Genomic DNA, 21,979 nt, shown 5'->3' on the forward strand with positions numbered 1-21,979 from the left:
TGCCGGGCCCCTCGCCCGGCACAGCCGGCCTCCCACGGGTTCTGTATTGATCAGTAAGTCAAGTACTTACACAAATCTGGTGGGAGGCCGGCTGTGCCGGGCGATAGGCCCTGAAGCTCATGCACAAATTCAGCAGAGCTCACAGATTGATCCCCTCCATGAAGCCGTGAAATGGCTTAAGTGACAGCACTCCGGCTGTGCCGGGCGAAGGGCCGTAAACCCAACCCGATCATTACCATTGCGGCGAAACAGCATTACAGCAGTTTAACCATCCGGGCCATTTTCCTGGGGTACAATAGCGCCACTGAACATTCGAACGTCCCCGCCCCGGCGTGGACTAATAAGATGCTTAGAACATTCCGCCACCCCGTTGAGGAGAGCACCCATGTGGACCAAGCCTGCCTACACTGACCTGCGTATCGGCTTCGAAGTCACCATGTACTTCGCCAGCCGCTGAGTTTCAGCACGCTGCACAGCGCCTCGGTCCCCCCGGGGCGTTTTCGTTTGTTGGAGAGGTTATGTACATCCAGATTCTCGGCTCCGCCGCCGGCGGCGGGTTCCCCCAGTGGAACTGCAACTGCGCCAACTGCCATGGCCTGCGCAGCGGCACCCTGCGCGCCCTGCCGCGCACCCAATCGTCCATTGCGTTGTCTGACGATGGCGTGAACTGGGTGTTGTGCAACGCCTCGCCCGACATCCGCGCCCAACTGCACAACTTCGCGCCGATGCAACCCGGCCGCGCCCTGCGCGACACCGGCATCGGCGCGATCATCCTGCTCGACAGCCAGATCGACCACACCACCGGCCTGCTCAGCCTGCGCGAAGGCTGCCCGCACCAGGTGTGGTGCACTGAGATGGTCCACCAAGACCTCACCACTGGCTTTCCGCTGTTCAACATGCTCGAACACTGGAACGGCGGCCTGGCCTGGAACCGCATCGACCTGGGCCGCAGCTTCAGCGCCCCGGCCTGCCCGAACCTGCGTTTTACCCCCTTTGCCCTGCGCAGCGCCGCGCCGCCCTACTCGCCGCACCGCTTCGACCCGCACCCCGGCGACAACATCGGCCTGTGGGTCGAAGACACCGCCACCGGTGGCAAGCTGTTCTATGCCCCGGGGCTGTACGAGGTAGACGCCGAACTCAAGGCGCAGATGGCCGAGGCCGATTGCCTGTTGGTCGACGGCACGCTGTGGTCGGACGACGAAATGCAGCGCCGCGGCGTAGGCACCCGCACCGGCCGGGAAATGGGCCACCTGTGCCAAGCCGGCCCTGGCGGCATGCTCGAGCTGCTCGATGGCTTCAGCAAGCCGCGCAAGGTGCTGATTCACATCAACAACACCAACCCGATCCTCGACGAAGACTCCCCGGAGCGCGCCGAGCTGGCCCGGCACCACGTCGAAGTGGCCTTCGACGGCATGAGCCTGCAACTCTGACCCGCGAGCACACCATGACCTCTGCCATGCCCCCCGCTGAATTCGAACAGGCCCTGCGTGCCAAGGGCGCCCTTTACCACATTCACCACCCCTACCATGTGGCGATGTACGAAGGCCGCGCCAGCCGCGAGCAGATCCAGGGCTGGGTCGCCAACCGCTTCTATTATCAGGTGAACATCCCGATGAAAGACGCGGCCATCCTGGCCAACTGCCCGGACCGCGAGATCCGCCGCGAATGGATACAGCGCCTGCTCGACCACGACGGCGCCCCCGGCGAAGACGGCGGCATCGAAGCCTGGTTGCGCCTGGGCGAGGCCGTCGGGCTGGACCCCGAGCAGTTACGCTCGCAAGAGCTGGTGCTGCCCGGGGTGCGCTTCGCGGTGGATGCCTACGTGAACTTCGCCCGCCGCGCCAGTTGGCAGGAAGCCGCCAGCAGCTCGCTGACCGAGCTGTTCGCGCCGCAGATCCACCAGTCGCGGCTGGACAGCTGGCCGCAGCATTACCCGTGGATCGACCCGGCCGGCTATGAGTACTTCCGCACCCGCCTGGGCCAGGCCCGGCGCGACGTGGAGCACGGTTTGGCGATCACCTTGCAGCACTACACCACCTACGAGGGCCAGCAGCGCATGCTGGAAATCCTGCAGTTCAAGCTCGACATCCTCTGGAGCATGCTCGACGCCATGAGCATGGCCTATGAACTGCAACGCCCGCCCTACCACACCGTGACCAGCGAGCGCGCCTGGCACAAGGGGATCGCCCTATGAGTTTCGACCGCGAAAAAGTCCCGGCCTGGCGCCAGGGTTACCGCTTCCAGTACGAGCCGGCGCAACAGGGCCACGTGCTGCTGTACCCCGAGGGGATGATCAAGCTCAACGACAGCGCCAGCGCCATCGGTGGGCTGATCGACGGCCAGCGCAGCGTGGCGGCGATCATCGCCGCGCTGGACGCGCAATTCCCCGGCGTGCCGGAGCTGGCCGAAGACGTCGAGCAGTTCATGGAGGTGGCCCGTGAACAACACTGGCTCGAACTTGCCTGAGTTGCCGCCCAAGCCGCCGGTGGGCCTGCCGCTGTGGCTGCTGGCCGAGCTGACCTACCGCTGCCCGCTGCAGTGCCCATACTGCTCCAACCCCCTGGACTTCGCCGCCCAGGGCCAGGAGCTGAGCACCGAGCAGTGGAAGCGGGTGATGCGCGAAGCGCGCGAAATGGGCGCCGCGCAACTGGGCTTCTCCGGTGGTGAGCCGCTGGTGCGCCAAGACCTCGCCGAGCTGATCGCCGAGGCCCGCGGGCTGGGCTACTACACCAACCTGATCACCTCTGGTATCGGCCTGACCGAAGCGCGCCTCGAAAGCTTCAAGGCGGCCGGCCTGGACCACATCCAGATCAGCTTCCAGGCCAGCGACGAAGAAGTGAACAACCTGCTCGCCGGCTCGAAGAAAGCCTTCGCGCAAAAGCTGGCCATGGCCCGCGCGGTCAAGGCCCACGGCTACCCGATGGTGCTGAACTTCGTCACCCACCGGCACAACATCGACCAGATCGAGCGGATCATCGAGCTGTGCGTTGAGCTCGAGGCCGACTTCGTCGAGCTCGCCACCTGCCAGTTCTACGGCTGGGCGCACCTCAACCGCGCCGGCCTGCTGCCCACCAAAGCGCAGCTGGAGCGGGCCGAACGCATCACCAACGAATACCGCGCGCGTTTCGAGGCCGAGGGGCGCAAGGTGAAGTTGATCTTCGTAACCCCCGATTACTACGAAGAGCGCCCCAAGGCCTGCATGAACAGCTGGGGCAATATCTTCCTCACCGTGACCCCAGACGGCACCGCCCTGCCCTGCCACGGCGCGCGGCAGATGCCGGTGGCGTTCCCCAACGTGCGCGAACATACCCTGCAACACATCTGGTACGATTCGTTCGGCTTCAACCGCTTTCGCGGCTACGACTGGATGCCCGAACCCTGCCGTTCCTGTGATGAAAAAGAAAAAGACTTCGGCGGCTGCCGCTGCCAGGCCTTCATGCTGACCGGCGACGCCACCCAGGCCGACCCGGTGTGCAGCAAATCCCCCCATCACGGGATCATCCTGGCCGCGCGCGAAGAAGCCGAACACGCTGACGCCCCGCTCACGCAACTGGCCTTTCGCAATGAACGAAATTCACGGCTCATCGCCCGCGGCTGAACCCCTTGGCGCCCTTGGCGCGGTCGCTGCCAGCATCGACTTCGCCGAGCTGCAGGTGGCCGCCGCCGGCCTGTTCTGGAACGAGTACCGGCCCCAGGAGGGCGCCAGCCGCATTTGGCGCTGGCACCAGGGCCAGGCGCAGTGCCTGACCCCCGAAGGCTTCAGCGTGCGCAGCCGTGTGTACGAATACGGCGGTGGCAGCTTTTGCCTGGGGGATGAGGCGCTGGTGTTCGTCAACGAGGCCGACCAACAGCTGTACCTGCAACCCTTGGCCGGCGGCGCGCCGCGGGCGTTGACCCACGGCGACCAGCGCTACGGCGGCCTGGCCTGCGCCGCCGGGCAGGTGCTGGCGGTGGAAGAACAACCCGCCAGCCCGCTAGAGGTGCACCGGCTGGTGAGCATTGACCTGGCCAGCGGCGCCCGCAGCGTGCTGGCCGAAGGCGCGGACTTCTACGCCAGCCCGATCCTTTGCGACGACGCCACCCGCCTGGCCTGGATTGAATGGAGCCGCCCGCAACAACCCTGGACCGCCACCCGGCTGATGTGCGCCGAGCGCCGCGCCGACGGCGGCTGGTACAAACCGGTGTGCCTGGCCGGCGACGGCCTGGAGCCGGAAAGCCTGCAACAGCCGCGCTTCGACCAGCACAGCCGCCTGCACTGCCTGAGCGACCGCAATGGCTTCTGGCAGCCCTGGCGGGAAAACGGCGAAGGCTGGCTGCCCCTGCAAAGCTTGCCCGCCGACCACGGCGGCGCGCCCTGGCAACTGGGCGCCAGCAGTTGGCAACCGCTGAGCGGCGAGGAATTCCTCGCCACCTGGTTCGAAGACGGCTTCGCCCGCCTGGGCATCTGCCGCTCCAACGGCCGCATCGAAGACTACACCGGCGGCTTCACTCGGTTTCGCAACATCGCGGCGGATGCCGGCCACCTCTACGCCATCGCCGAATCCCCCAGCCAGTTGCCCGCGGTGGTGATCATCGACCGCCACAGCCACGCCTGCCAGGTGGTCGCCGGCGGCGCCACGCCACTGCCGGCCGGGCAGGTCAGCCTGCCGCAGCCGCTGACCTTCCCCAGCGGGCATGACTACGCGTTCGCGTTCTTCTACCCCGCGCTGAACCACCCTGGCCCGGCGCCGCTGGTGCTGTTCATTCACGGCGGGCCGACTTCGGCGTTCTACCCAGTGCTCGACTTGCGCGTGCAGTACTGGGCCCAGCGCGGCTACAGCGTGGCCCAGCTCAACTACCGCGGCAGCACCTGCCACGGCCGCGCCTACCGCCAGGCGCTGCACCTGCGCTGGGGTGAGTCAGACGTCGAAGACGCCACCGCGCTGGTGCGCTGGCTGGACGAAAAAGGCCTGGCCGACGCCAGCCGGGCGTTCATCCGCGGCAGCAGCGCCGGCGGCTACACCACCCTCTGCGCGCTGGCCTTTACCGACACCTTCCGCGGCGGCGCCAGCCTCTACGGCGTCAGTGACCCCGCCGCGCTGGCGCGCGACACGCACAAATTCGAGGCCGATTACCTCGATTGGCTCATCGGCGACCCGGAGCAAGACAAAAGCGTCTACAACGCCCGCACCCCCTTGCTGCACGCCGGTGAAATCCGCGTGCCGGTGGTGTTCTTCCAGGGCGAACTGGACCGGGTGGTGGTGCCGGAGCAAACCCGCGCCATGGCCGCCGAGCTCAGCGCCCGCGGCGTGCCGGTGGAGGCCCATTACTACCCGCAAGAGCGCCATGGGTTTCGCCAGGCGGCGAACCTGGCCCATGCGCTGGAAGCGGAATGGCGCTTTTATGAGCGGGTGCTAGGGCGCTGAGCCCCGGCCCGGTTAGCGCCGGGCGATGATCCACACCGCGTGGATGATCCCCGGAATGTACCCGCAGATCGTCAGCAGGATGTTCAGCCAAAAGGCGCCACCGAAGCCCACCTGCAGGAACACGCCCAGCGGCGGCAGGATAATGGCGAAGATCAGGCGAATCAGGTCCATGGTAAGGCTCCACAAGCAACTTGAGTGATGCCCGTTGGACCTTGGCGATAGCGAAGCGGTTCGCGCGAGAGGCGAAGTTCGAGGGTTTACCCTAAGTGCGCCGGCGGTGCCGGGCGAGGGGCCCTGAAGAAAAAACGCCCCCGGCCACAGGTACAACCAGCCAGAGGCGGCGCGCATTTACGCAGACGGTATCCGTATCACCTGCGCGCCAGCGCCCGGCCCAGGCGCGCGAGCATGTCGTCGATGTTGCCGCGGCTGGCGGTCAGCGCCGGGGTGAAGCGCAGCACGTCGGGCTGTGGGGCGTCGAGCAGCAGGCCCTCTTCCAGCGCGGCGGCGGCCACCTCGGCGGCGCCCGCCACCGGCAGCGCCCAGAGCAGGCCCAGGCCGCGCGGGGCCTGTAGCCCGTAACGCAGGGCCAGCCGCGCCAGGCCCTCGCGCAGGTGCCGGCCGTGGTCGGCCACCTGCGCGAGAAACGCCGGGCGCAGCACCGCCTGCAGCACCGCGCTGCCGGCGGCGCAGGCCAGCGGGTTGCCGTGGTGGCTGCCGCGGTACTCAGCCAGGTGCAGGCCACTGGCGCGCTCGCGGGCCAGCACCGCGGCCACGCCCACGCCGCCACCCAGGCCCTTGCCGAGGGTGAGGATGTCGGCGCGCACGCCATAGCGCTGCTCGGCCAACAGCGTGCCGCAACGGCCCAGGCCGGTGCCCACTTCGTCGAGAATCAGCAAGATCCCCAGGCTTCTGCACAGCTCGGCCACCCCTTGCAGGTAGGCTTCGCTCGCCGGGATCACCCCCGCCTCGCCCTGCACCGGCTCGAGCATGATCGCCACGGTGTCGGCGCACACCGCCGCGTGCAGCGCCTCAAGGTCATTGAATGGCACCTGGGCAAAGCCCTCCAGCCCCGGGCCGTAGGCCAGCCGCGCGGTGCTGGAGCGCGCGCCAAGGCCGTGGCCATGGCAGCCCCCCTGGGCGCTGATGATCCGGTAGGCCCCACGGCGGTGCTGGGCGCCCCACTGCCGCGCCAGCAGCACCGCTGCTTCACACGCCTCGCTGCCGCTGCCGGCCAGGTACCCGCGGGCGCTGCCGGTGGCCGCGCACAATTGCTGCAGCAGTGCCAATTGGCCGTGGTGTTCGTAATGGGCACCGGGGTTGATCAACGCCGCGGCCTGGGCCTGCAGCGCCTCGACCAGCAGCGCCGGGCTGTGGCCGAGGCTGTTGACCCCAGCGCCTTGGGCGAAATCAAGGTAGGCACGGCCGCTGTCGTCCCACAGCCAGGAGCCTTGGCCGCGCACGAACACCTGCTCAGGCCGCCAGCCCTGGTGCAAGCGGCAACCGCGGGCGGCGGCGAGGTCCAGTTCAGGCTCATGGGGCGCCAGCCGGCGCAGGCTGAACAGGCTCATGCGCGCAGGCCTCGCGGGCCCGGTTCAAGGTGTTTCGCCTTGCCTATGTATATACCCTCGATGCGCACGCGGTTCATGGTTCCTCATCGGCTCTTATGGCCCTTGAATACGGGGTAGACTAAGGCGCGGCCAGGGTACGGGCCATTTCGATTTAACAGCTTTTCTGATAAGCAGGGCTTATGGATTTCCGCCAACTGCGTTACTTCGTCGCAGTCTATGAAGAAGGCCACGTGGGCCGCGCCGCCGAGCGCCTGGCCATCTCCCAACCGGCGCTGTCGCAGCAAATCCGCCACCTCGAACACAGCCTGGAGCTGGCGCTGTTCGAGCGCGGCGGCAAGCGCCTGATGCCGACCCTCGCCGCCCATACGCTGTACAACCACGCCCAGCCTTTGCTGAACGGCCTGCAGCAGGCCCACGAGGCGATGCAGGCCTTCAAGGGCCGCGCGCTGCGCACTCTGGCCATTGGCGTGCTGCAAACCGTGCACCCCAGCCTGGTGCCGCAACTGCTCGAACGCATGCACCGCGCCCAGCCCCATCTAGTGGTGCAGATCTACGAGCTGTCAGGGCTGGAAATCGAACGGCGCCTGCTCGGCGGCACCCTCGACATCGGCATCGGCTACCTGCCGCCGCGCCAGCACGGGCTGCACGGCGTGGCGCTGTACGAAGACGAACTGCAAGTGGTGCTGCCCCAGGGCCACCCGCTGCAGGCGTTCAAAAAGGTCTCGATGGCCCAGGCCGCGGCCTTGCCGATGCTGCTGTTGGGCGAGGAGTTTCAGATCCGCCAGATCTGGCAGGCGCAATTGGCCAACCTCGGCCGCCGCCCGCAGGTGCAGGCCGAACTGAACACCATGGCGGCGATTCTCGACACCCTGCCGCACACCCAGATGGCCACGGTACTGCCCGGCCGCGCGCAGGTGATGAGCGAATCGGCGGCGCTGCTGTGGAAGCCCCTGGCCGAACCGCGGGTGCCGTTGAAAGTGGGCCTGGTGTACCGCGACACCCAGCGCCAGCAGGCGACGGTGGAGTTGTTGCGGCAGTTGTTGGAGGAGGTGATTCGGGGGTGAAGGCCGAAACCTTGCCATCGACGCATGGGGTCGCAAGGTTTACAATTAACAGAATTACTTAAATTTCATAAACCAGCGGAGTGTTCGATGATCGGTGAGCGCCTGAAGCGAGCACGCGCAGCGATGGGCCTGTCCATGCAGGCACTGGCTGAACAGGTCGGTGTCAGCGCCAACATGATCAAGAAATACGAGCATGGCATCAGCATGCCCGGCTCCCCGGTGCTTATACGCTTGAGCAAAGCGCTTGATGTGCGCGCGGAATACTTTTTCCGCCCGGTGAAGGTCGAGCTGAAGGGCGTGGAGTACCGGAAGCGCTCAACCACCTCCCAAGGCGTGCTGAAGCGGATCGAAGCAGATGTGCTGGATCAAGCAGAGCGATGGCAGGAACTGGCTAACTTATGGCCAGACTTCCCCATCCAACCCTTCAGCCCGCCGGTCACGCTCACCAAGCCGATAGCGAGCCTAGACGACATCGACGGGATCGCCGATCAGGTCCGCAGCGCTTGGGGGCTAGGCCTCAATCCAATCCCAGACCTGATCGACGAGCTTGAAACCCATGGCGTGCTGGTGCTCATTACCGAAGTCGATGTTCAGGCCAAGTTCGACGGCCTACAGGCTTCAGTGGCCAATACCCCAGTGATTGTCGTATCGGGCGCGTGGCCGGGGGACCGGCAGCGTTTCACGCTCGCCCATGAGCTGGGCCATCTGGTGCTGAGCGGGCACCTGGCGCCCGGGCTGGATGAAGAAAAAGCCTGCAATCGTTTTGCCTCTGCTTTCCTGTTGCCAACTTCCACCTTGCGCAAACAACTCGGGAGCCAGCGCCATACTCTTGAGGCCCGAGAGTTGTATCTGCTCAAGCTTGAGTACGGCCTGAGCATGCAGGCTTGCCTCTATCGTGCAGCAGATGCCGGCATCATTTCTCAAGGCGTTCGAGAACGAATGTTCATGCAGTTCTCTGGTCGAGGCTGGCGTAAAAAAGAACCCGGCGAGCCCTACCGGCAAGAGGTCACCTTCTTGTTCCAGCAACTGGTTTACCGCGCGCTGGGCGAAGGTATTCTGGGCGAATCCAAGGCAGCAGAGCTGTTGGGCATCCCGGTTTTCCAGTTCCATCAGGCACGAAAACTGGAGCTGACCGATGCATTTGCTCATCAGTGACGCCAACATCCTGATCGACCTTGAAGAAGGCGCGTTGCTCACGCATCTGTTTCAGCTACCGTTCACGTTTCAAGTACCCGACATCCTCTTCTATGAGGAGCTGGAAACCCAGCATGCACACCTGCTGGGCCTTGGCCTGACACTGGGAGAGCTCACACCAGAGACGCTCATCTACGCGCTTGAGCTAACCACCCGTGTACGCGGCCCTAGCCGCAATGACTGTTTCGCGCTGGCGCTGGCCCGGCAACAACGCTGTCACTTGCTCTCTGGGGACATGGCCTTGCGCAAGTTAGCGAAGGCTGAGGCCGTGCCGGTAAATGGAACACTCTGGGTCGTTGAACAGATGGTGGCCCATAGCATCATTTCCTTGCCCGATGCGGAGCAGGCGTATGCACGAATGCGCGCCAGCGCGAGGCGGCTACCATGGGACCTTGTACAGAAGAGCCTCGAGGCACTTAAAGCCGCCCAATAAGAAAACCCCGCACGATGGCGAGGTTCTGTAGACGGTTTCCCAGACTTCCTTATCAAGCCACCGTCCTGGTGGCAGTCCTGCGTGTCCCTGTATTCCTTGGCGCTACCTTGCGCGACGTCCTGAGAGCAAGAATACGCAGCGCCCTGGCGCTGCGCTATGGCTGAACGCCACCGCGTTGTGTAAGCCCTGGCTTACGCCCTCAGAACTGCGCCTCGCTGAGCAGGTACAGCGGCGCGCTGCCGGCCTTGACCGAGGCGCTGAGCGAGTGGATGCGCGGCAGCAGGCGGGCGAAGTAGAAGCGCGCGGTGCCCAGCTTGCTGGCGTAGAAGTCTTCATCACCCTCCCCCCTCAAGGCCGCCTGGGCCATCCGTGCCCAGAGGTAGGCGTAGGCGGTGTAGCCAAACACGTGCAGGTACTCGACCGAGGCCGCGCCGATTTCACGGGGGTCGTTGCGGGCCTGGTCGAGCACCCAGGCGGTGAGGCTGTCGAGGGTTTCCAGCGCCGCGCCCAGGGGCTGGCTGAACTCGCCCAGCTCGGACCCGGCGGTGCTGATGAACCCACGCACTTCCTCGGCGAAGCGCTGGTAATAGGCGCCACCGCTGCCCACCACCTTGCGCCCCATCAGGTCCAGCGCCTGGATGCCGTTGGTGCCTTCGTAAATCTGGGTGATGCGCACGTCGCGCACCAGTTGCTCCTGGCCCCACTCGCGGATGTAACCATGGCCGCCGAACACTTGCTGGCCGTGCACGGTGGTTTCCAGCCCCAGGTCGGTGAGGAACGCCTTGGCCACCGGGGTGAGCAACGCGACCATTTCTTCGGCGCGCTGGCGCTCGGCGGGGTGTTCGCTGAACTTGGCGGTGTCCAACTGCAGCGCCACGTAGGTGGAGAACGCCCGCCCGCCTTCGTTCAGGGCCTTCATGGTCAGCAGCATGCGGCGCACGTCGGGGTGCACGATGATCGGGTCGGCGACCTTGTCTTTGGCTACCGCACCGGTGGGCGAGCGGCTTTGCAGGCGCTCGCGGGCGTAGTCGATGGCGTTCTGGTAAGAGCGCTCGCCCGAAGCCAGGCCCTGGATGCCGACGCCCAGGCGCTCGTAGTTCATCATCGTGAACATCGCGGCCAGGCCTTTGTTCTCCTCGCCCACCAGGTAGCCTTCGGCGTCGTCGAAGTTCATCACGCAGGTGGCCGAGGCCTGGATGCCCATCTTGTGCTCGATCGAGCCACAGGCCACGCCGTTGCGCGCGCCCAGGCTGCCATCGGGGTTGACCAGGAACTTCGGCACCAGGAACAGCGAGATGCCCTTGGGCCCCGGCGGCGCATCGGGCAGCTTGGCCAGGACCAGGTGGATGATGTTCTCGGTAAGGTCGTGCTCACCGCCGGTGATGAAGATCTTCGTGCCGCTGACCTTGTAGCTGCCGCCGGCCACCGGCGTGGCGCGGGTGCGGATGATGCCGAGGTCGGTGCCGGCGTGGGGTTCGGTCAGGCACATCGAGCCGGCCCACACGCCGCTGTACATGTTCGGCAGGTAGGCCGCCTTGAGCGCCTCGCTGGCGTGGGCGTAGATCGCCAGGCAGGCACCGGCGGTCAGCATCGGGTACAGGCCGAAGGCCAGGCTGGCGGCGTTGACCATTTCTTCAACCTGCGCCGAAACCACCTTGGGCATGCCCATGCCGCCGTGCTCGGGCGCGCCGCCCACGCCCACCCAGCCGCCTTCGGCGTACTGCTGGTAGGCCTCGAGAAAGCCCTTGGGGGTTTTCACCTCGGTGTTGTGCCAGTGGCAGCCTTCTTCGTCGGCGGCCCGGCTCAGCGGGGCGATGGCGCCCGCGGTGAGCTCACCGGCGGCCTCGAGAATGGCCGCTACCGTGTCGGCATCGGCCACCTCGGCCAGGGCCGGCATTTGCGCCCACTGGGCCGATACGTCGAAGACTTCATTGAGCAAAAAGCGCATATCGCGCAGGGGCGCTTTGTAATCGGCCATGGGCACCTCGCCAGGTGGGAAATAAATAACTGCGAGGCAGTGTAGCCCAACAACTTTTCAGAGACGTAGCGTCATGGCGTGACTAAAAAGCCACTAACAGTCACGCCGCATTGGCATTGCGCACCGCGCCGCGGCGCTGCTGGCCGGCGGCGACCACGCAGTTGCGCCCGGCGCCCTTGGCGGCGTAAAGCGCCTGGTCGGCGGCCTTGAGCACTTCCTCCGGGGTACGGTGGTCGGCCAGGCGCTCCGCCACGCCAATGCTGATGGTGACCGACACACTCGACGCCGCGCTGCCGCCCCGGCGCTGGCGGCCTTGCTGGTCGCTTTGCGGGCGGTCGGGTTGGCGCAGGTGGATCACATAGGCCTCGATCACCCCGCGCAGCACCTCCAGGTGCGGCATGCACTCTTCCAGGCTTTTGCCGGCGAACACCACGGCGAACTCCTCGCCGCCATAGCGGTAGGCGCGCCCGCCGCCACCGACCTTGCCGAGCTTACTGGCCACCAGCCGCAGCACCTGGTCGCCCACGTCATGGCCGTGGGTGTCGTTGAATTTCTTGAAGTGGTCGACGTCGGTCATGGCCAGCACGTAGTTGCGCCCCAGGCGCTGCAGGCGCTCGTTGAGGGCGCGGCGCCCCGGCAGGCCGGTGAGCTCGTCGCGAAAGGCCATCTGGTAGGCCTCCTGGGCCACGGCGGCGGCGAGCATCAGCATCACCTGGCTGCACATGATGTTCAGGGTGAACGGCAGGATGAAGGTCTTCGGCAGCATCCAGAACAAACCGAGCAGGCCGATGATCTGCGCGCCGTGCAGCGGCCGCGGCTTGCGCACATACAGCGCCACCAGCACGCCGAGGGCGATGAAGAACACCGGGTAGCTGAGCTGGATCAGGCTCATCCACGGCCAGTGCAGCGCCGGCCAGCGGATCTCTGCCAGCATCAGCAGCAGGCCCTGCGGGAAGCTTTGCTCCAGCCCCGCCGCCACCCCGCCCACCGCGCTGAGCACGGCGATGCGCGCGAGCAGGTCCTGGCCGAGGTGGGTGCGCTCTTCCCAGAAGCCGAACAGCGCGTACATCGCCGGCACCAGCAGGCAGCACAGGTGGAAGATCACCGCGGCGTCTTCGCGCACCCGGCCGTTGTCACGGAAGTAATCGGTCTGGGTGTCGAGCAGGTAATAGGCCACGTACACCGTGATCATCACGAACAGCTCGCGCTGGCGCTTGTACACCGCGCAGTAGGCGCCGCCGAGCAGCAGCACCAGGGTGGGCAACACGTTGAACAGGGAGGTGAAGAATACGTTGAGGTCGCGCACGTACGCCGCCGCCAGCCCTGTGAGCAGCAGCACCAAAGACGGCAGGAAATGGCCGATGCGATAGGCGGAAAGGCGCGGCAAGGGAACGGCTCCGGTCCAACGTACAGGTCAATAGCATTGTGCCTGTATTTGTATCGGCCGTGTGTTGGAAAAGATGAGCTGCTGGATGAATATTTGGCGTCAGGTTTTTGTTTGCATTGGGCTTTAGCACCCTTCGCCCGGCACAGCCGGGCGAAGGGCGCCGCCAGGCTTAGTTAAACACCCAAGCCAAACGCCGCTTCGTCCATCGCCATCAGGTTACCGGCGCCGGAGAGCATGGTCGCGACCAGCCCACGGGTGCGCGGCAGGATGCGCTGGTAGTAGAAACGCGCGGTGTCGAGCTTGGCCTGGTAGAAGGCCGCGTCGCCCTCGCCCTCGGCGAGCTTCTGCGCCGCCAGGCGCGCCATGTCGGCCCAGAAATAGGCCAGGCAGGCATAACCGGAGTACATCAGGTAATCCACCGAGGCGGCGCCGACTTCTTCGCGGTCTTTCATGGCGGCCATGCCGACCTTCAGGGTGATCTCGCCCCATTCCTTGTTCAACTGGGCCAGCGGGGTGACGAACTCGGCCAGCGCCGCGTTGCCTTCCTGCGCCTGGCAGAACTTGTGCACGATCTTGGTGAAGCCCTTGAGCGCTTCGCCCTGGGTCATCAACACCTTGCGCCCCAGCAGGTCGAGGGCCTGGATGCCGGTGGTGCCTTCGTACAGCATCGAAATGCGGCTGTCGCGCACGTTCTGCTCCATGCCCCACTCGGCGATGTAGCCATGGCCGCCGTAGATCTGCAGGCCGTGGTTGGCGCTTTCGAAGCCGACCTCGGTCATGAAGGCCTTGGCGATTGGGGTCATGAAGGCCAACAGGGCGTCGGCGCGCTTCACCGCTTCTTCGTCCTGGCTGTACTTGACCACGTCGACCAGCTTGGCGGTGAAGTACACCATCGCCCGGTTGCCTTCGGAGAAGGCTTTCATGGTCAGCAGCATGCGCCGTACGTCGGGGTGCACGATGATTGGGTCAGCGGCTTTGTCCGGCGCTTTCGGGCCGGTCAACGAGCGCATCTGCAGGCGGTCACGAGCATACGCCAGGCCGCCCTGCAGGGCCACCTCGGCGTGGGCCAGGCCCTGCAACGCGGTGCCCAGGCGCGCGGTGTTCATGAAGGTGAACATGCAGTTCAGGCCTTTGTTGGCCGGGCCGATCAGGTAGCCGGTGGCGCCGTCGAAGTTCATCACGCAGGTGGCGTTGCCGTGGATGCCCATCTTGTGTTCGATCGAGCCGCAGCTTACGGCGTTGCGCTCGCCCACGTGGCCTTCGATCGAGGGCAGGAATTTCGGCACGATGAACAGCGAGATGCCCTTGGTCCCGGCGGGGGCGTCGGGCAGGCGCGCGAGCACGATGTGCACGATGTTCTCGGCCATGTCGTGTTCACCGGCGGAGATGAAGATCTTGGTGCCGCTGATGCGGTAGCTGCCGTCCGCTTGCGGTTCGGCCTTGGTGCGCAGCATGCCGAGGTCAGTGCCGCAGTGGGCTTCGGTCAGGCACATGGTGCCGGTCCATTCGCCGGTGACCAGTTTGCTCAGGTACACGTGCTTTTGCTCGTCGGTACCGTGAGCCGAGAGGGTGTTCATGGCGCCATGAGACAACCCCGGGTACATGCCCCAGGCCCAGTTGGCGCTGCCCACCAGCTCGCTGACCGCCAGGCCCAGGGACTCGGGCAGGCCCTGGCCGCCGTGGTCGACGTCATGGGCCAGGCTCGGCCAGCCGCCTTCGACAAACTGCTGGTAAGCCTCTTTGAAGCCCGTGGGGGTTTTAACGCCGGTTTCGCTCCAGGTGCAGCCTTCCTGGTCGCCCACGCGGTTCAGCGGGGCGAGCACGCCCTGGCAGAAGTCGGCGCCGGCTTCGAGGATGGCGTCGACGGTGTCGGGGGTGGCGTCCTCACAGCCCGGCAGGGCCTGGTAGTGGTCGGCGTAGCCGAGCAGTTCATCACGGACAAACCGGATATCACGCAAGGGGGCTTTGTACTCAGGCATCACGCAACCTCTGCTTTTAATTCAGGACGGAACCCACCGCGCGGCAGGTCAAACACATGTTTGAAACATACGTTTCCCCCGGAAGCACTGTCAAGGGGCCGCACTGGCCATCGGCTAGGGCAAAAAACCCGGGCGCCCCAACGCAAACCGCCTCCGCCGCGGGTTAGCGCGAGGGAGGCGGTGTGGGCGCCGACAAACGGCGTAGCACAATAGGCGGTGAACCGATGGGCGGTCAGGCGTAGGTGTCGATCAGGCGGCCGAGGGCTTCGTCGGAGGCTTTTTCGACCTTGGCGCCGGCTTCGACCTGCAGCTTGGCCTGGCTCATGTCGACCATCGAGGCGGCGAGGTCCTGCTGCTGGCTGCGGTCTACCGCGCGCAAGCGTTCGCTTTGGTAATCGGTCGATTGGCTGGCGACGCTTTGCGCATCGGCATTTTGCCGCGACAGGCCGGCCTGGATGGCGCTCAAGCCGGTGTTATACAAGCTGCTGGAGGAGACGTTCATGGAAGAGCCCTCAGGGCGGTTTGGCAACTTGCCATTACTTTAGCCCGGCGCCTGCCGTTGCGCTACCACCGCCGGGCAGGTGGCGCCGGGTTCATGGCGCCAGCTGAGTGAGGTCAAGGTAGGCGGCGACCGCGTTGGCCTGGGCATTGGCCAGCCGCGGCACCCGCCCCAGGCAGGGCGCCGGCAGGCACTCGGCGAGGGTGGCGAGGTTCTCGTCGAGGCGCGAGGTGTGCGGGTCGATGATGTTCGCCACCCAGCCCGCCAGCACCAGGCCGTCGCCGGCGATGGCCTCGGCGCTGAGCAGCGCGTGGCTGATGCAGCCCAGGCGCACGCCGACCACGAGGATCACCGGCAACCCCAGGCCGATGGCCAGGCCGGATAAGTACTCCGTGCCGCCCAGCGGCACCCGCCAGCCACCGGCGCCTTCGATCAGGGTAAAGCCGGCATTGTGCGCCAGCACCGCGCGCATCGGCGCCAGCAAACCGGCCACGCTGAGCGCCACCCCGGCCTCTTGCGCGGCGATGTGCGGGGCGATGGCCGGGGCAAAGCTGAACGGGTTGATCGCCGCGTACGGCAGTTGCATGCTGCTTTCGGCCATCAACGCCAGGGCGTCGGCGTTACGCAGGCCTTCAGCGGTCTGCTCGCAGCCGGAGGCCACCGGTTTGGCCCCGAGGGTGCTGGCGCCGCGCAAGCGGGCGGCGTGCAACAGCCCAGCGGCGACCGTGGTTTTGCCGACATCGGTGTCGGTACCGGCAATGAAATACGCCGCGGGCTTAGCCAAGGGGTTTCTCCAGTACGCCGTACACCACTTGATAAGTGGCCGGCAGGCCTTGCGGTTGGCGGAAGGCTTCATAGGCACTGAGCAGCCCGGCCAGGCGCGCGCGCCCGGTCAGCCCGCCTGGGCGGCCGGGGTTGAGGTTGTGCGCGCCCAGCGCTTTTAGCTCATGAGTGAGGCTGCGCACGTCGGGGTAATGCAGCACCTGCGCCACCTGCGCCAGGTGCGCCACCTGCAGGCCGCTGGCCCCACACAGGCTCTGGTACTGACTGAAGGCGCGAAAGCGATTGATGTGCACCGCGCCGTCGACCTGCCGCCAACTGGCACCCAGCTCCCGCAGGGTGCCCTGGCAGAGGCTGGCGAACGCCAGCACGCCGCCGGGGCGCAGCACCCGTTCGGCCTCACTGAGCACGGCGGTGAAGTCCCCGCACCACTGCACGGCCAGGCTGGTGAAAATCACATCGACACTGGCCCTGGCCAACGGCAGGCGCTCGGCATCGCCCAGCACAAAATGCGCCGCGCCGCCCAGTGGCCGGGCATGCCGCAGCATGCCCTCGGCGATGTCTACCGCCACGCCAGTGGTGGCCGGGAAACGCGCGGCCAGCGCGCGGCTGAAGTAGCCGGTGCCGCTGCCCAGGTCGACCCAGCGCTGCGGCGCCATCGCCACCGGCAGGCGCGCCAGCAAGGCATTGCCCACATCGCGCTGCAACTGCGCGACGCTGTCGTAGCTGGCCGCGGCGCGCGAGAACGACGCCGCCACCTGCTGCTTGGCCGGCCGCGCGGGCGGCAACGGCGGTTGGCTCAGGTCAGCCATGGGCAAGCCTCCAGTCAATGACCATCCGCGCCACCTGCTGCGTTGCCTGCACCGGGAAGGCGTGGCTGGCGTTGGCCAGCAGCGCCCAGTGGGCCTGCGGCGCCAGCGCCCGCAGGGCCGGTAGCGCGCTGGCCGGCACCAGGCCGTCGAGCTCGGCCAACAGGTGGCACTGCGCGCCGCTGAAGGCGCCCAGCGCCGCGCGGTTATCCAACGCCGCCAGCCATTGCAGGCCCGCTACGCTGGCCGCGCCCGGTTGCGCGGCCAGTTGCCGGGCCAGCTCGCGGGGCTGCTCGGCGCCCTGGGCGCACAGCAGGGTAAAGCGCTTGAGGGTGGCCGCCGGGGCCTGCTCGCAGCCGGCGAGGAAGGCGCCGAAGGTGCCCTCGGCCATCGCCCACGGCCAGCCCTCGCGGGCGCTGAAACAGGCATTGCTGGCCAGGCTGATCACCCCTGGGCAGGCCGCCCCGCGGCGCGCGGCCAAGGCCACGGCGAGCATGCCGCCAAGCGACCAACCGCCCAGCCAGGCACCGGCGGGCACCTGGGCGTCGAGCTGCTCCAGGCTGGCGGGCTGTTCAAGCAGGTGCACGGCAAACGCCGGCTTCAGGGCCGCGGCCAAGGGGGCCAGCAACTGCACGCTCAAGCCCCAGCCCGGCAACAGGTAAAGCGCCTCAGCCATGTTCAGGCCCCAGCAGCGCATAGCCCTCGGCCAACGCCTCGAGCAGCCGCGCGACCTGTTCCGCGCTGTGCGCGGCGCTGAGGGTCACCCGCAGCCGCGCGCTGCCGGCCGGCACCGTGGGCGGGCGAATGGCGCTGACCATCAGGCCGCGCGTGCGCAGCCACTGCGACAACGCCACGGCCCGCGCGGCATCGCCGAGCACGATCGGCTGGATAGGTGTATCACTGGCCATCAATTGCAGGCCGATGCGCTCGGCGCCGGCGCGGAACTGCGCGATCAGCGCGGCCAGGTGCTCGCGCCGCCAGTGTTCGTGGCGCAGCAGTTCGAGGCTTTTCAGCGTGGCGCAGGCCAGCGCCGGCGGCTGGCTGGTGGTGTAGATGTACGGCCGGGCGAACTGCACCAGGGTTTCGATCAATGCCTCGCTGCCGGCCACGAACGCGCCAGCGGTGCCAAAGGCCTTGCCGAGGGTGCCCACCAGCACCGGCACGTCGTCCATGCCCAGGCCGAAGTGTTCCACTACCCCGCCGCCGTTGCGGCCCAGGGTGCCGAAGCCGTGGGCGTCGTCGACCATCAGCCAGGCACCGCGGGCCCGGCAGGCTTCGGCCAGGGCCGGCAGGTCGGCGCTGTCGCCGTCCATGCTGAACACCCCATCGGTGACCACCAGGGTATCGCCCTGGGCCTTGGCCAGGCGGCTGGCCAGGCTGGCGGCGTCGTTGTGCAGGTAACGGCCGAAGCGCGCGCCACTGAGCAGCCCGGCGTCCAGCAACGAGGCATGGTTGAGGCGGTCTTGCAGCACGCTGTCGCCCTGCCCCACCAGCGCGGTGACCGCGCCGAGGTTGGCCATGTAGCCGGTGGTAAACAGCAGCGCCCGTGGGCGCCCGGTGAACTCGGCCAGGGCCAGTTCCAGCTCATGGTGCGGGCCACTGTGGCCGATCACCAGGTGCGAGGCGCCACCGCCCACGCCCCAACGCTCGGCGCCGCGCTGCCAGGCGGCGATCACCTCGGGGTGGTTGGCCAGGCCCAGGTAGTCGTTGTTGCAGAAGGCCAGCAATGGCTGGCCGTCGACCACCACCTCCGGCCCCTGCGGGCTTTGCAGCAGCGGGCGCTGCCGGTACAGGCTGGCGGCCCGGCGTTCGGCCAGGCGCGCGGCAAGATCGAAACCCATCGCCGGTTACGCCGAGGCGGCGTCGTAGAACAGCTCGCTGTTCTTCTGCTCGGCCACGGCCTGCTCGATGGCGGCCTGGTGCACCTCGTCGGCGTGCTCTTCGCGGGCCTCGGGGCGGATACCCAGGCGGGCGAACAGTTGCATGTCTTTGTCGGCCTGGGGGTTGCCGGTGGTCAGCAGTTTTTCGCCGTAGAAGATCGAGTTGGCGCCAGCGAGGAAGGCCAAAGCCTGCATTTGTTCGTTCATTTGCTCGCGGCCGGCCGACAGCCGCACGTGCGACTGCGGCATCAGGATGCGCGCCACCGCCAGCATGCGGATGAAATCGAACGGGTCGACGTCTTCTTCGTTGGCCAGCGGTGTGCCCTTGACCTTCACCAGCATGTTGATCGGCACCGACTCCGGGTGCTCGGGCAGGTTGGCCAACTGGATCAACAACCCGGCGCGGTCGTCGAGCGACTCGCCCATGCCGAGGATGCCACCAGAGCAGATCTTCATCCCCGAATCACGCACGTAGGCCAGGGTTTGCAGGCGCTCGGCGTAGGTGCGGGTGGTGATGATGCTGCCGTAGAACTCCGGCGAGGTGTCGAGGTTGTGGTTGTAGTAGTCCAGCCCGGCCTCGGCCAGCGCCTCGGTTTGCTCGCGGCTCAGGCGGCCGAGGGTCATGCAGGTTTCCAGGCCGAGTTTTTTCACGCCCTGGACCATCTGCAGCACGTAGGGCATGTCTTTGGCCGAAGGGTGCTTCCAGGCCGCGCCCATGCAGAAGCGGGTCGAGCCGATGGCTTTGGCGCGGGCGGCTTCTTCGAGCACTTTTTGCACTTCCATGAGCTTTTCTTTTTCGAGGCCGGTGTTGTAGTGGCCAGACTGCGGGCAGTACTTGCAGTCTTCCGGGCAGGCGCCGGTCTTGATCGACAGCAGGGTCGACACCTGCACCTGGTTCGGGTCGAAATGCGCGCGGTGCACCGCCTGCGCCTGGAACAACAGGTCATTGAAGGGCTGGGTGAACAGGGCCTTGACCTCTTGCAGGGTCCAGTCGTGACGCAGGGAGGCCTGAGTGCTCGCGCTCATGGGCAATTCCTTGATTATGCTGAAGGCTGGGGGCGCCGGGCAGGGAATAGCCACAGGCGCGACACGGGTATCGCATAGTCAAGGAAGCCTTATGCACTGTCAACCTATAAGAAATTCATTGGTAAACATATGGTTAAATAATAACCAAATGTGCCTACTCTGCGGCCGCCAGGGTGAACAGCCCCTGGCGCTGTGCCTGGACTGCGAAACCGAGCTGCCCTGGCTGGCCGGCGGCTGCGACCAATGCGCCCTGCCCGGCCCCGCCGGTTTGTGCCCGGCGTGCCGGCTGCAACCACCGCCGTTCAGCCAGGTGGAGGCACCGCTGGCGTATGCCTTTCCGGTCGATGCGTTGGTGGCCCGCTTCAAGCACCAGGCGCGCTGGCCGCTGGGGCGCTTGCTCGGGGCGCTGCTCAGCCGCCACCTGCAACACCGCTACAGCGCCGGCCTGCCACGCCCGGAGGTATTGCTGCCGGTCCCGCTGGCGCGCAAGCGCTTGCGCCAGCGCGGCTTCAACCAGGCGCAGATGCTCGCCGGCTGGCTTGCCAAAGCCCTCGGCCTGGCGGTGGATAACCGCCAGTTGTTACGCCCGCGCGAGACCCTGGCGCAACAACGCTTGCTGCTGGCCGAGCGCCAATACAACCTCAATGGCGCCTTCGCCCTGGCCGCGCCCACGCGGCTGCGGGGCCGCCATGTGGCGCTGGTCGACGACGTGATGACCAGCGGCGCCACCGCCCGGGTGCTCGCCAGCCTGCTGCGCGACGCCGGCGCGGCGCGGGTAGACGTGTACTGCCTGGCGCGCACGCCGAAGCCGGCTTGACGCCCAGCCGCCCGCGCAGGCAACGTGCGGGCTCACCGTTCAACTCGCCCGTGCCGCCATGCCCCTGCCCAACCGCCTCGCCCAATACCTGCACCGCCGCCCACAGCGCATCGAGTTGCTGCAACACGTGGCCGAGCAAGGTTCGATCACCCGCGCCGCCAAGGCGGCCGGGCTGAGTTACAAGGCCGCCTGGGACGCCATCGACGAGCTGAACAACCTCGCCCAACACCCACTGGTGGAACGCAGCGTGGGCGGCAAGGGTGGCGGTGGCGCGCGGTTGTCCAGCGAGGGCGAGCGCGTGCTGCGCCTGTACCAGCGCTTGCAAGCCCTGCAGGCCCAGGTGCTGGAACTGGCCGAAGACGAAGCCGACCTCGACCTGCTCAACCGCCTGATGCTCAACACCAGCGCGCGCAACCAACTGCATGGCCGGGTACTGGCGATCGAGGCCCATGGCCGCAACGACCGGGTGCAGCTTGACCTCGGCGGCGGCCTGGCGCTGGCGGCGATGATCACCCACGGCAGCACCGAGCGCCTGGCCTTGCAACCTGGGGTGGCGGTGGTGGCGTTGATCAAGGCCGGCTGGCTGGCGCTGCATGCGCCGGGCGAGCCGCTAGCGGCCGGCGATAACCAGCTGGATGGGCGGGTGCAGGCGGTGCTGGGCGACCCAGAGGGCCCCAGCGAAGTGCGCGTTGGCCTGGCCAATGGGCAAACCCTGTGCGCGCTGGTGCCGGCGGCGCGGGTGGTGGAACTGGGGTTGCGCGAGGGCAGCCAGGTGGCGGCGCGCTGTGGGGCGGCGATGGTGTTGTTGGGCACGCCGTTCTGATCGTCGCCTTACGGCGCGTCTCGCCGCAGGTCTACCCGCACCAGCGCATCGTTTACAAACAGCAAGTATTGATACGCCCCACCGTTGGGCCCGTACACCACCACATCGGTCTTCTGCGCCTGCTGCCGGTTCTGCCGGTTCAGCGTGGGCTGCTCGGTGGTGTGCTTGGCCGGCGCGCCGCACACCCCGAGCACCTCATCGAGCGCATCGCCGTTGTTGATCAAGTGGGTGCCGCAGCGCATCGTCGCGCTGGCCGCGGTACTGCCCAGTAACATCACGGCCGCCATGGCCAGGGTTGCACAGCGCATCCTGCTTCCTCAATTTGTTGCTGAATATG

The 21,979-nt window shown here is 66.8% G+C and carries 23 protein-coding genes; 11 read left to right on the top strand and 12 right to left on the bottom strand.

Going from position 1 to position 21,979, the window contains the following annotated elements; translation table 11 throughout:
• Positions 1–385 precede the first annotated feature (385 nt).
• The 6 genes from pqqA to ACFZCE_RS02690 all read left to right on the top strand — a co-directional run bounded on the left by pqqA (position 386) and on the right by ACFZCE_RS02690 (position 5,405).
• On the top strand, positions 386–457 hold the full coding sequence (pqqA, locus tag ACFZCE_RS02665; RefSeq protein ID WP_008365141.1) for a pyrroloquinoline quinone precursor peptide PqqA: 72 nt from the start codon (positions 386–388) through the stop codon (positions 455–457).
• Between the two features lie 61 nt (positions 458–518).
• Entirely contained in the window at positions 519–1,430 is a 912-nt protein-coding gene (gene pqqB, locus ACFZCE_RS02670) for a pyrroloquinoline quinone biosynthesis protein PqqB (protein ID WP_390935807.1), read from the top strand.
• A gap of 14 nt (positions 1,431–1,444) precedes the next feature.
• Positions 1,445–2,194, top strand: coding sequence for a pyrroloquinoline-quinone synthase PqqC (gene pqqC / locus ACFZCE_RS02675; RefSeq protein WP_390935809.1), 750 nt, complete (start codon positions 1,445–1,447; stop codon positions 2,192–2,194).
• Entirely contained in the window at positions 2,191–2,466 is a 276-nt protein-coding gene (pqqD, locus tag ACFZCE_RS02680; RefSeq protein WP_390935811.1) for a pyrroloquinoline quinone biosynthesis peptide chaperone PqqD, read from the top strand. Before pqqC ends, pqqD begins: the two co-directional genes overlap by 4 nt.
• The gene (gene pqqE, locus ACFZCE_RS02685) at positions 2,438–3,598 is read left to right on the top strand and encodes a pyrroloquinoline quinone biosynthesis protein PqqE (RefSeq protein WP_390935813.1); all 1,161 of its coding nucleotides are present in this window, start codon (positions 2,438–2,440) and stop codon (positions 3,596–3,598) included. The genes pqqD and pqqE overlap by 29 nt, the downstream gene beginning before the upstream one ends.
• The gene (locus ACFZCE_RS02690; RefSeq protein WP_390935815.1) at positions 3,564–5,405 is read left to right on the top strand and encodes a prolyl oligopeptidase family serine peptidase; all 1,842 of its coding nucleotides are present in this window, start codon (positions 3,564–3,566) and stop codon (positions 5,403–5,405) included. The genes pqqE and ACFZCE_RS02690 overlap by 35 nt, the downstream gene beginning before the upstream one ends.
• A 12-nt stretch (positions 5,406–5,417) precedes the next feature.
• On the opposite strand, the gene ACFZCE_RS02695 is transcribed toward ACFZCE_RS02690, so the two are convergent.
• On the bottom strand, positions 5,418–5,576 hold the full coding sequence (locus ACFZCE_RS02695; protein WP_390935817.1) for a YqaE/Pmp3 family membrane protein: 159 nt from the start codon (positions 5,574–5,576) through the stop codon (positions 5,418–5,420).
• Between the two features lie 197 nt (positions 5,577–5,773).
• The gene (locus tag ACFZCE_RS02700; RefSeq protein WP_390935818.1) at positions 5,774–6,973 is read right to left on the bottom strand and encodes an aminotransferase class III-fold pyridoxal phosphate-dependent enzyme; all 1,200 of its coding nucleotides are present in this window, start codon (positions 6,971–6,973) and stop codon (positions 5,774–5,776) included.
• Positions 6,974–7,152: 179 nt separating this feature from the next.
• On the opposite strand from ACFZCE_RS02700, the gene ACFZCE_RS02705 reads away from it, so the two are divergent.
• From ACFZCE_RS02705 to ACFZCE_RS02715, 3 genes are all read left to right on the top strand, one after another.
• Complete coding sequence (locus ACFZCE_RS02705; protein WP_390935820.1) at positions 7,153–8,037, top strand: LysR substrate-binding domain-containing protein; 885 nt, start codon at positions 7,153–7,155, stop codon at positions 8,035–8,037.
• 87 nt (positions 8,038–8,124) lie between these two features.
• Positions 8,125–9,192 (top strand): ImmA/IrrE family metallo-endopeptidase, encoded by a 1,068-nt coding sequence (locus ACFZCE_RS02710; RefSeq protein WP_390935822.1) that lies wholly within the window; start codon positions 8,125–8,127, stop codon positions 9,190–9,192.
• Positions 9,173–9,664 (top strand): DUF3368 domain-containing protein, encoded by a 492-nt coding sequence (locus ACFZCE_RS02715; protein ID WP_390935824.1) that lies wholly within the window; start codon positions 9,173–9,175, stop codon positions 9,662–9,664. The genes ACFZCE_RS02710 and ACFZCE_RS02715 overlap by 20 nt, the downstream gene beginning before the upstream one ends.
• Before the next feature lie 199 nt (positions 9,665–9,863).
• Here the strand turns inward: ACFZCE_RS02715 and ACFZCE_RS02720 are convergent, their stop codons facing one another.
• From ACFZCE_RS02720 to bioB, 9 genes are all read right to left on the bottom strand, one after another.
• Positions 9,864–11,642 carry an acyl-CoA dehydrogenase C-terminal domain-containing protein gene (locus ACFZCE_RS02720; protein WP_390935826.1) on the bottom strand — a complete coding sequence of 593 codons (1,779 nt, stop codon included), beginning with the start codon at positions 11,640–11,642 and terminating at the stop codon, positions 9,864–9,866.
• A 100-nt stretch (positions 11,643–11,742) separates the two neighbouring features.
• Positions 11,743–13,029 (bottom strand): diguanylate cyclase, encoded by a 1,287-nt coding sequence (locus ACFZCE_RS02725; RefSeq protein WP_390935828.1) that lies wholly within the window; start codon positions 13,027–13,029, stop codon positions 11,743–11,745.
• Between the two features lie 173 nt (positions 13,030–13,202).
• The gene (locus tag ACFZCE_RS02730; protein ID WP_390935830.1) at positions 13,203–15,008 is read right to left on the bottom strand and encodes a phenylacyl-CoA dehydrogenase; all 1,806 of its coding nucleotides are present in this window, start codon (positions 15,006–15,008) and stop codon (positions 13,203–13,205) included.
• 232 nt (positions 15,009–15,240) lie between these two features.
• A complete protein-coding gene (locus ACFZCE_RS02735) occupies positions 15,241–15,510 on the bottom strand; it encodes a pyrroloquinoline quinone biosynthesis protein PqqE (protein WP_390935832.1) in 270 nt (89 codons plus the stop codon).
• A gap of 91 nt (positions 15,511–15,601) precedes the next feature.
• Positions 15,602–16,291, bottom strand: a complete 690-nt coding sequence (gene bioD / locus ACFZCE_RS02740; RefSeq protein ID WP_390935834.1) for a dethiobiotin synthase — start codon at positions 16,289–16,291, stop codon at positions 15,602–15,604.
• Positions 16,284–17,099: a malonyl-ACP O-methyltransferase BioC gene (gene bioC, locus ACFZCE_RS02745; protein WP_390935835.1), complete on the bottom strand. Its 816-nt coding sequence runs from the start codon at positions 17,097–17,099 to the stop codon at positions 16,284–16,286. Before bioC ends, bioD begins: the two co-directional genes overlap by 8 nt.
• On the bottom strand, positions 17,092–17,772 hold the full coding sequence (locus tag ACFZCE_RS02750) for a transporter (protein WP_390935837.1): 681 nt from the start codon (positions 17,770–17,772) through the stop codon (positions 17,092–17,094). The genes bioC and ACFZCE_RS02750 overlap by 8 nt, the downstream gene beginning before the upstream one ends.
• Positions 17,765–18,937, bottom strand: coding sequence for an 8-amino-7-oxononanoate synthase (gene bioF / locus ACFZCE_RS02755; protein WP_390935839.1), 1,173 nt, complete (start codon positions 18,935–18,937; stop codon positions 17,765–17,767). Before bioF ends, ACFZCE_RS02750 begins: the two co-directional genes overlap by 8 nt.
• Before the next feature lie 6 nt (positions 18,938–18,943).
• A complete protein-coding gene (gene bioB / locus ACFZCE_RS02760; protein WP_390935841.1) occupies positions 18,944–20,002 on the bottom strand; it encodes a biotin synthase BioB in 1,059 nt (352 codons plus the stop codon).
• A gap of 91 nt (positions 20,003–20,093) precedes the next feature.
• Between bioB and ACFZCE_RS02765 the strand changes: the two genes are divergently transcribed.
• Together ACFZCE_RS02765 and ACFZCE_RS02770 are read left to right on the top strand one after the other, a co-directional pair.
• Entirely contained in the window at positions 20,094–20,819 is a 726-nt protein-coding gene (locus tag ACFZCE_RS02765; protein WP_390935843.1) for a phosphoribosyltransferase family protein, read from the top strand.
• Between the two features lie 58 nt (positions 20,820–20,877).
• Positions 20,878–21,642: a TOBE domain-containing protein gene (locus ACFZCE_RS02770; RefSeq protein ID WP_390935844.1), complete on the top strand. Its 765-nt coding sequence runs from the start codon at positions 20,878–20,880 to the stop codon at positions 21,640–21,642.
• Positions 21,643–21,650: 8 nt separating this feature from the next.
• On the opposite strand, the gene ACFZCE_RS02775 is transcribed toward ACFZCE_RS02770, so the two are convergent.
• Complete coding sequence (locus ACFZCE_RS02775) at positions 21,651–21,950, bottom strand: DUF2845 domain-containing protein (RefSeq protein WP_390935846.1); 300 nt, start codon at positions 21,948–21,950, stop codon at positions 21,651–21,653.
• Positions 21,951–21,979: the final 29 nt, after the last annotated feature.

Origin of the sequence: Pseudomonas sp. NPDC007930 (genome assembly GCF_042958985.1) — a bacterium.
Lineage (GTDB): Bacteria > Pseudomonadota > Gammaproteobacteria > Pseudomonadales > Pseudomonadaceae > Aquipseudomonas.

Bases quoted from the DNA above. Each gene is read 5' to 3' on its own strand.
- pqqB (WP_390935807.1), top strand. From the start codon at position 519: ATGTACATCCAGATTCTCGGCTCCGCCGCCGGCGGCGGGTTCCCCCAG.
- pqqC (WP_390935809.1), top strand. From the start codon at position 1,445: ATGACCTCTGCCATGCCCCCCGCTGAATTCGAACAGGCCCTGCGTGCC.
- pqqD (WP_390935811.1), top strand. From the start codon at position 2,191: ATGAGTTTCGACCGCGAAAAAGTCCCGGCCTGGCGCCAGGGTTACCGC.
- ACFZCE_RS02690 (WP_390935815.1), top strand. From the start codon at position 3,564: ATGAACGAAATTCACGGCTCATCGCCCGCGGCTGAACCCCTTGGCGCC.
- ACFZCE_RS02695 (WP_390935817.1), bottom strand. From the start codon at position 5,576: ATGGACCTGATTCGCCTGATCTTCGCCATTATCCTGCCGCCGCTGGGC.
- ACFZCE_RS02700 (WP_390935818.1), bottom strand. From the start codon at position 6,973: ATGAGCCTGTTCAGCCTGCGCCGGCTGGCGCCCCATGAGCCTGAACTG.
- ACFZCE_RS02705 (WP_390935820.1), top strand. From the start codon at position 7,153: ATGGATTTCCGCCAACTGCGTTACTTCGTCGCAGTCTATGAAGAAGGC.
- ACFZCE_RS02710 (WP_390935822.1), top strand. From the start codon at position 8,125: ATGATCGGTGAGCGCCTGAAGCGAGCACGCGCAGCGATGGGCCTGTCC.
- ACFZCE_RS02715 (WP_390935824.1), top strand. From the start codon at position 9,173: ATGCATTTGCTCATCAGTGACGCCAACATCCTGATCGACCTTGAAGAA.
- ACFZCE_RS02720 (WP_390935826.1), bottom strand. From the start codon at position 11,642: ATGGCCGATTACAAAGCGCCCCTGCGCGATATGCGCTTTTTGCTCAAT.
- ACFZCE_RS02730 (WP_390935830.1), bottom strand. From the start codon at position 15,008: ATGCCTGAGTACAAAGCCCCCTTGCGTGATATCCGGTTTGTCCGTGAT.
- ACFZCE_RS02735 (WP_390935832.1), bottom strand. From the start codon at position 15,510: ATGAACGTCTCCTCCAGCAGCTTGTATAACACCGGCTTGAGCGCCATC.
- bioC (WP_390935835.1), bottom strand. From the start codon at position 17,099: ATGGCTGACCTGAGCCAACCGCCGTTGCCGCCCGCGCGGCCGGCCAAG.
- ACFZCE_RS02750 (WP_390935837.1), bottom strand. From the start codon at position 17,772: ATGGCTGAGGCGCTTTACCTGTTGCCGGGCTGGGGCTTGAGCGTGCAG.
- bioF (WP_390935839.1), bottom strand. From the start codon at position 18,937: ATGGGTTTCGATCTTGCCGCGCGCCTGGCCGAACGCCGGGCCGCCAGC.
- bioB (WP_390935841.1), bottom strand. From the start codon at position 20,002: ATGAGCGCGAGCACTCAGGCCTCCCTGCGTCACGACTGGACCCTGCAA.
- ACFZCE_RS02765 (WP_390935843.1), top strand. From the start codon at position 20,094: ATGCACTGTCAACCTATAAGAAATTCATTGGTAAACATATGGTTAAAT.
- ACFZCE_RS02770 (WP_390935844.1), top strand. From the start codon at position 20,878: ATGCCCCTGCCCAACCGCCTCGCCCAATACCTGCACCGCCGCCCACAG.
- ACFZCE_RS02775 (WP_390935846.1), bottom strand. From the start codon at position 21,950: ATGCGCTGTGCAACCCTGGCCATGGCGGCCGTGATGTTACTGGGCAGT.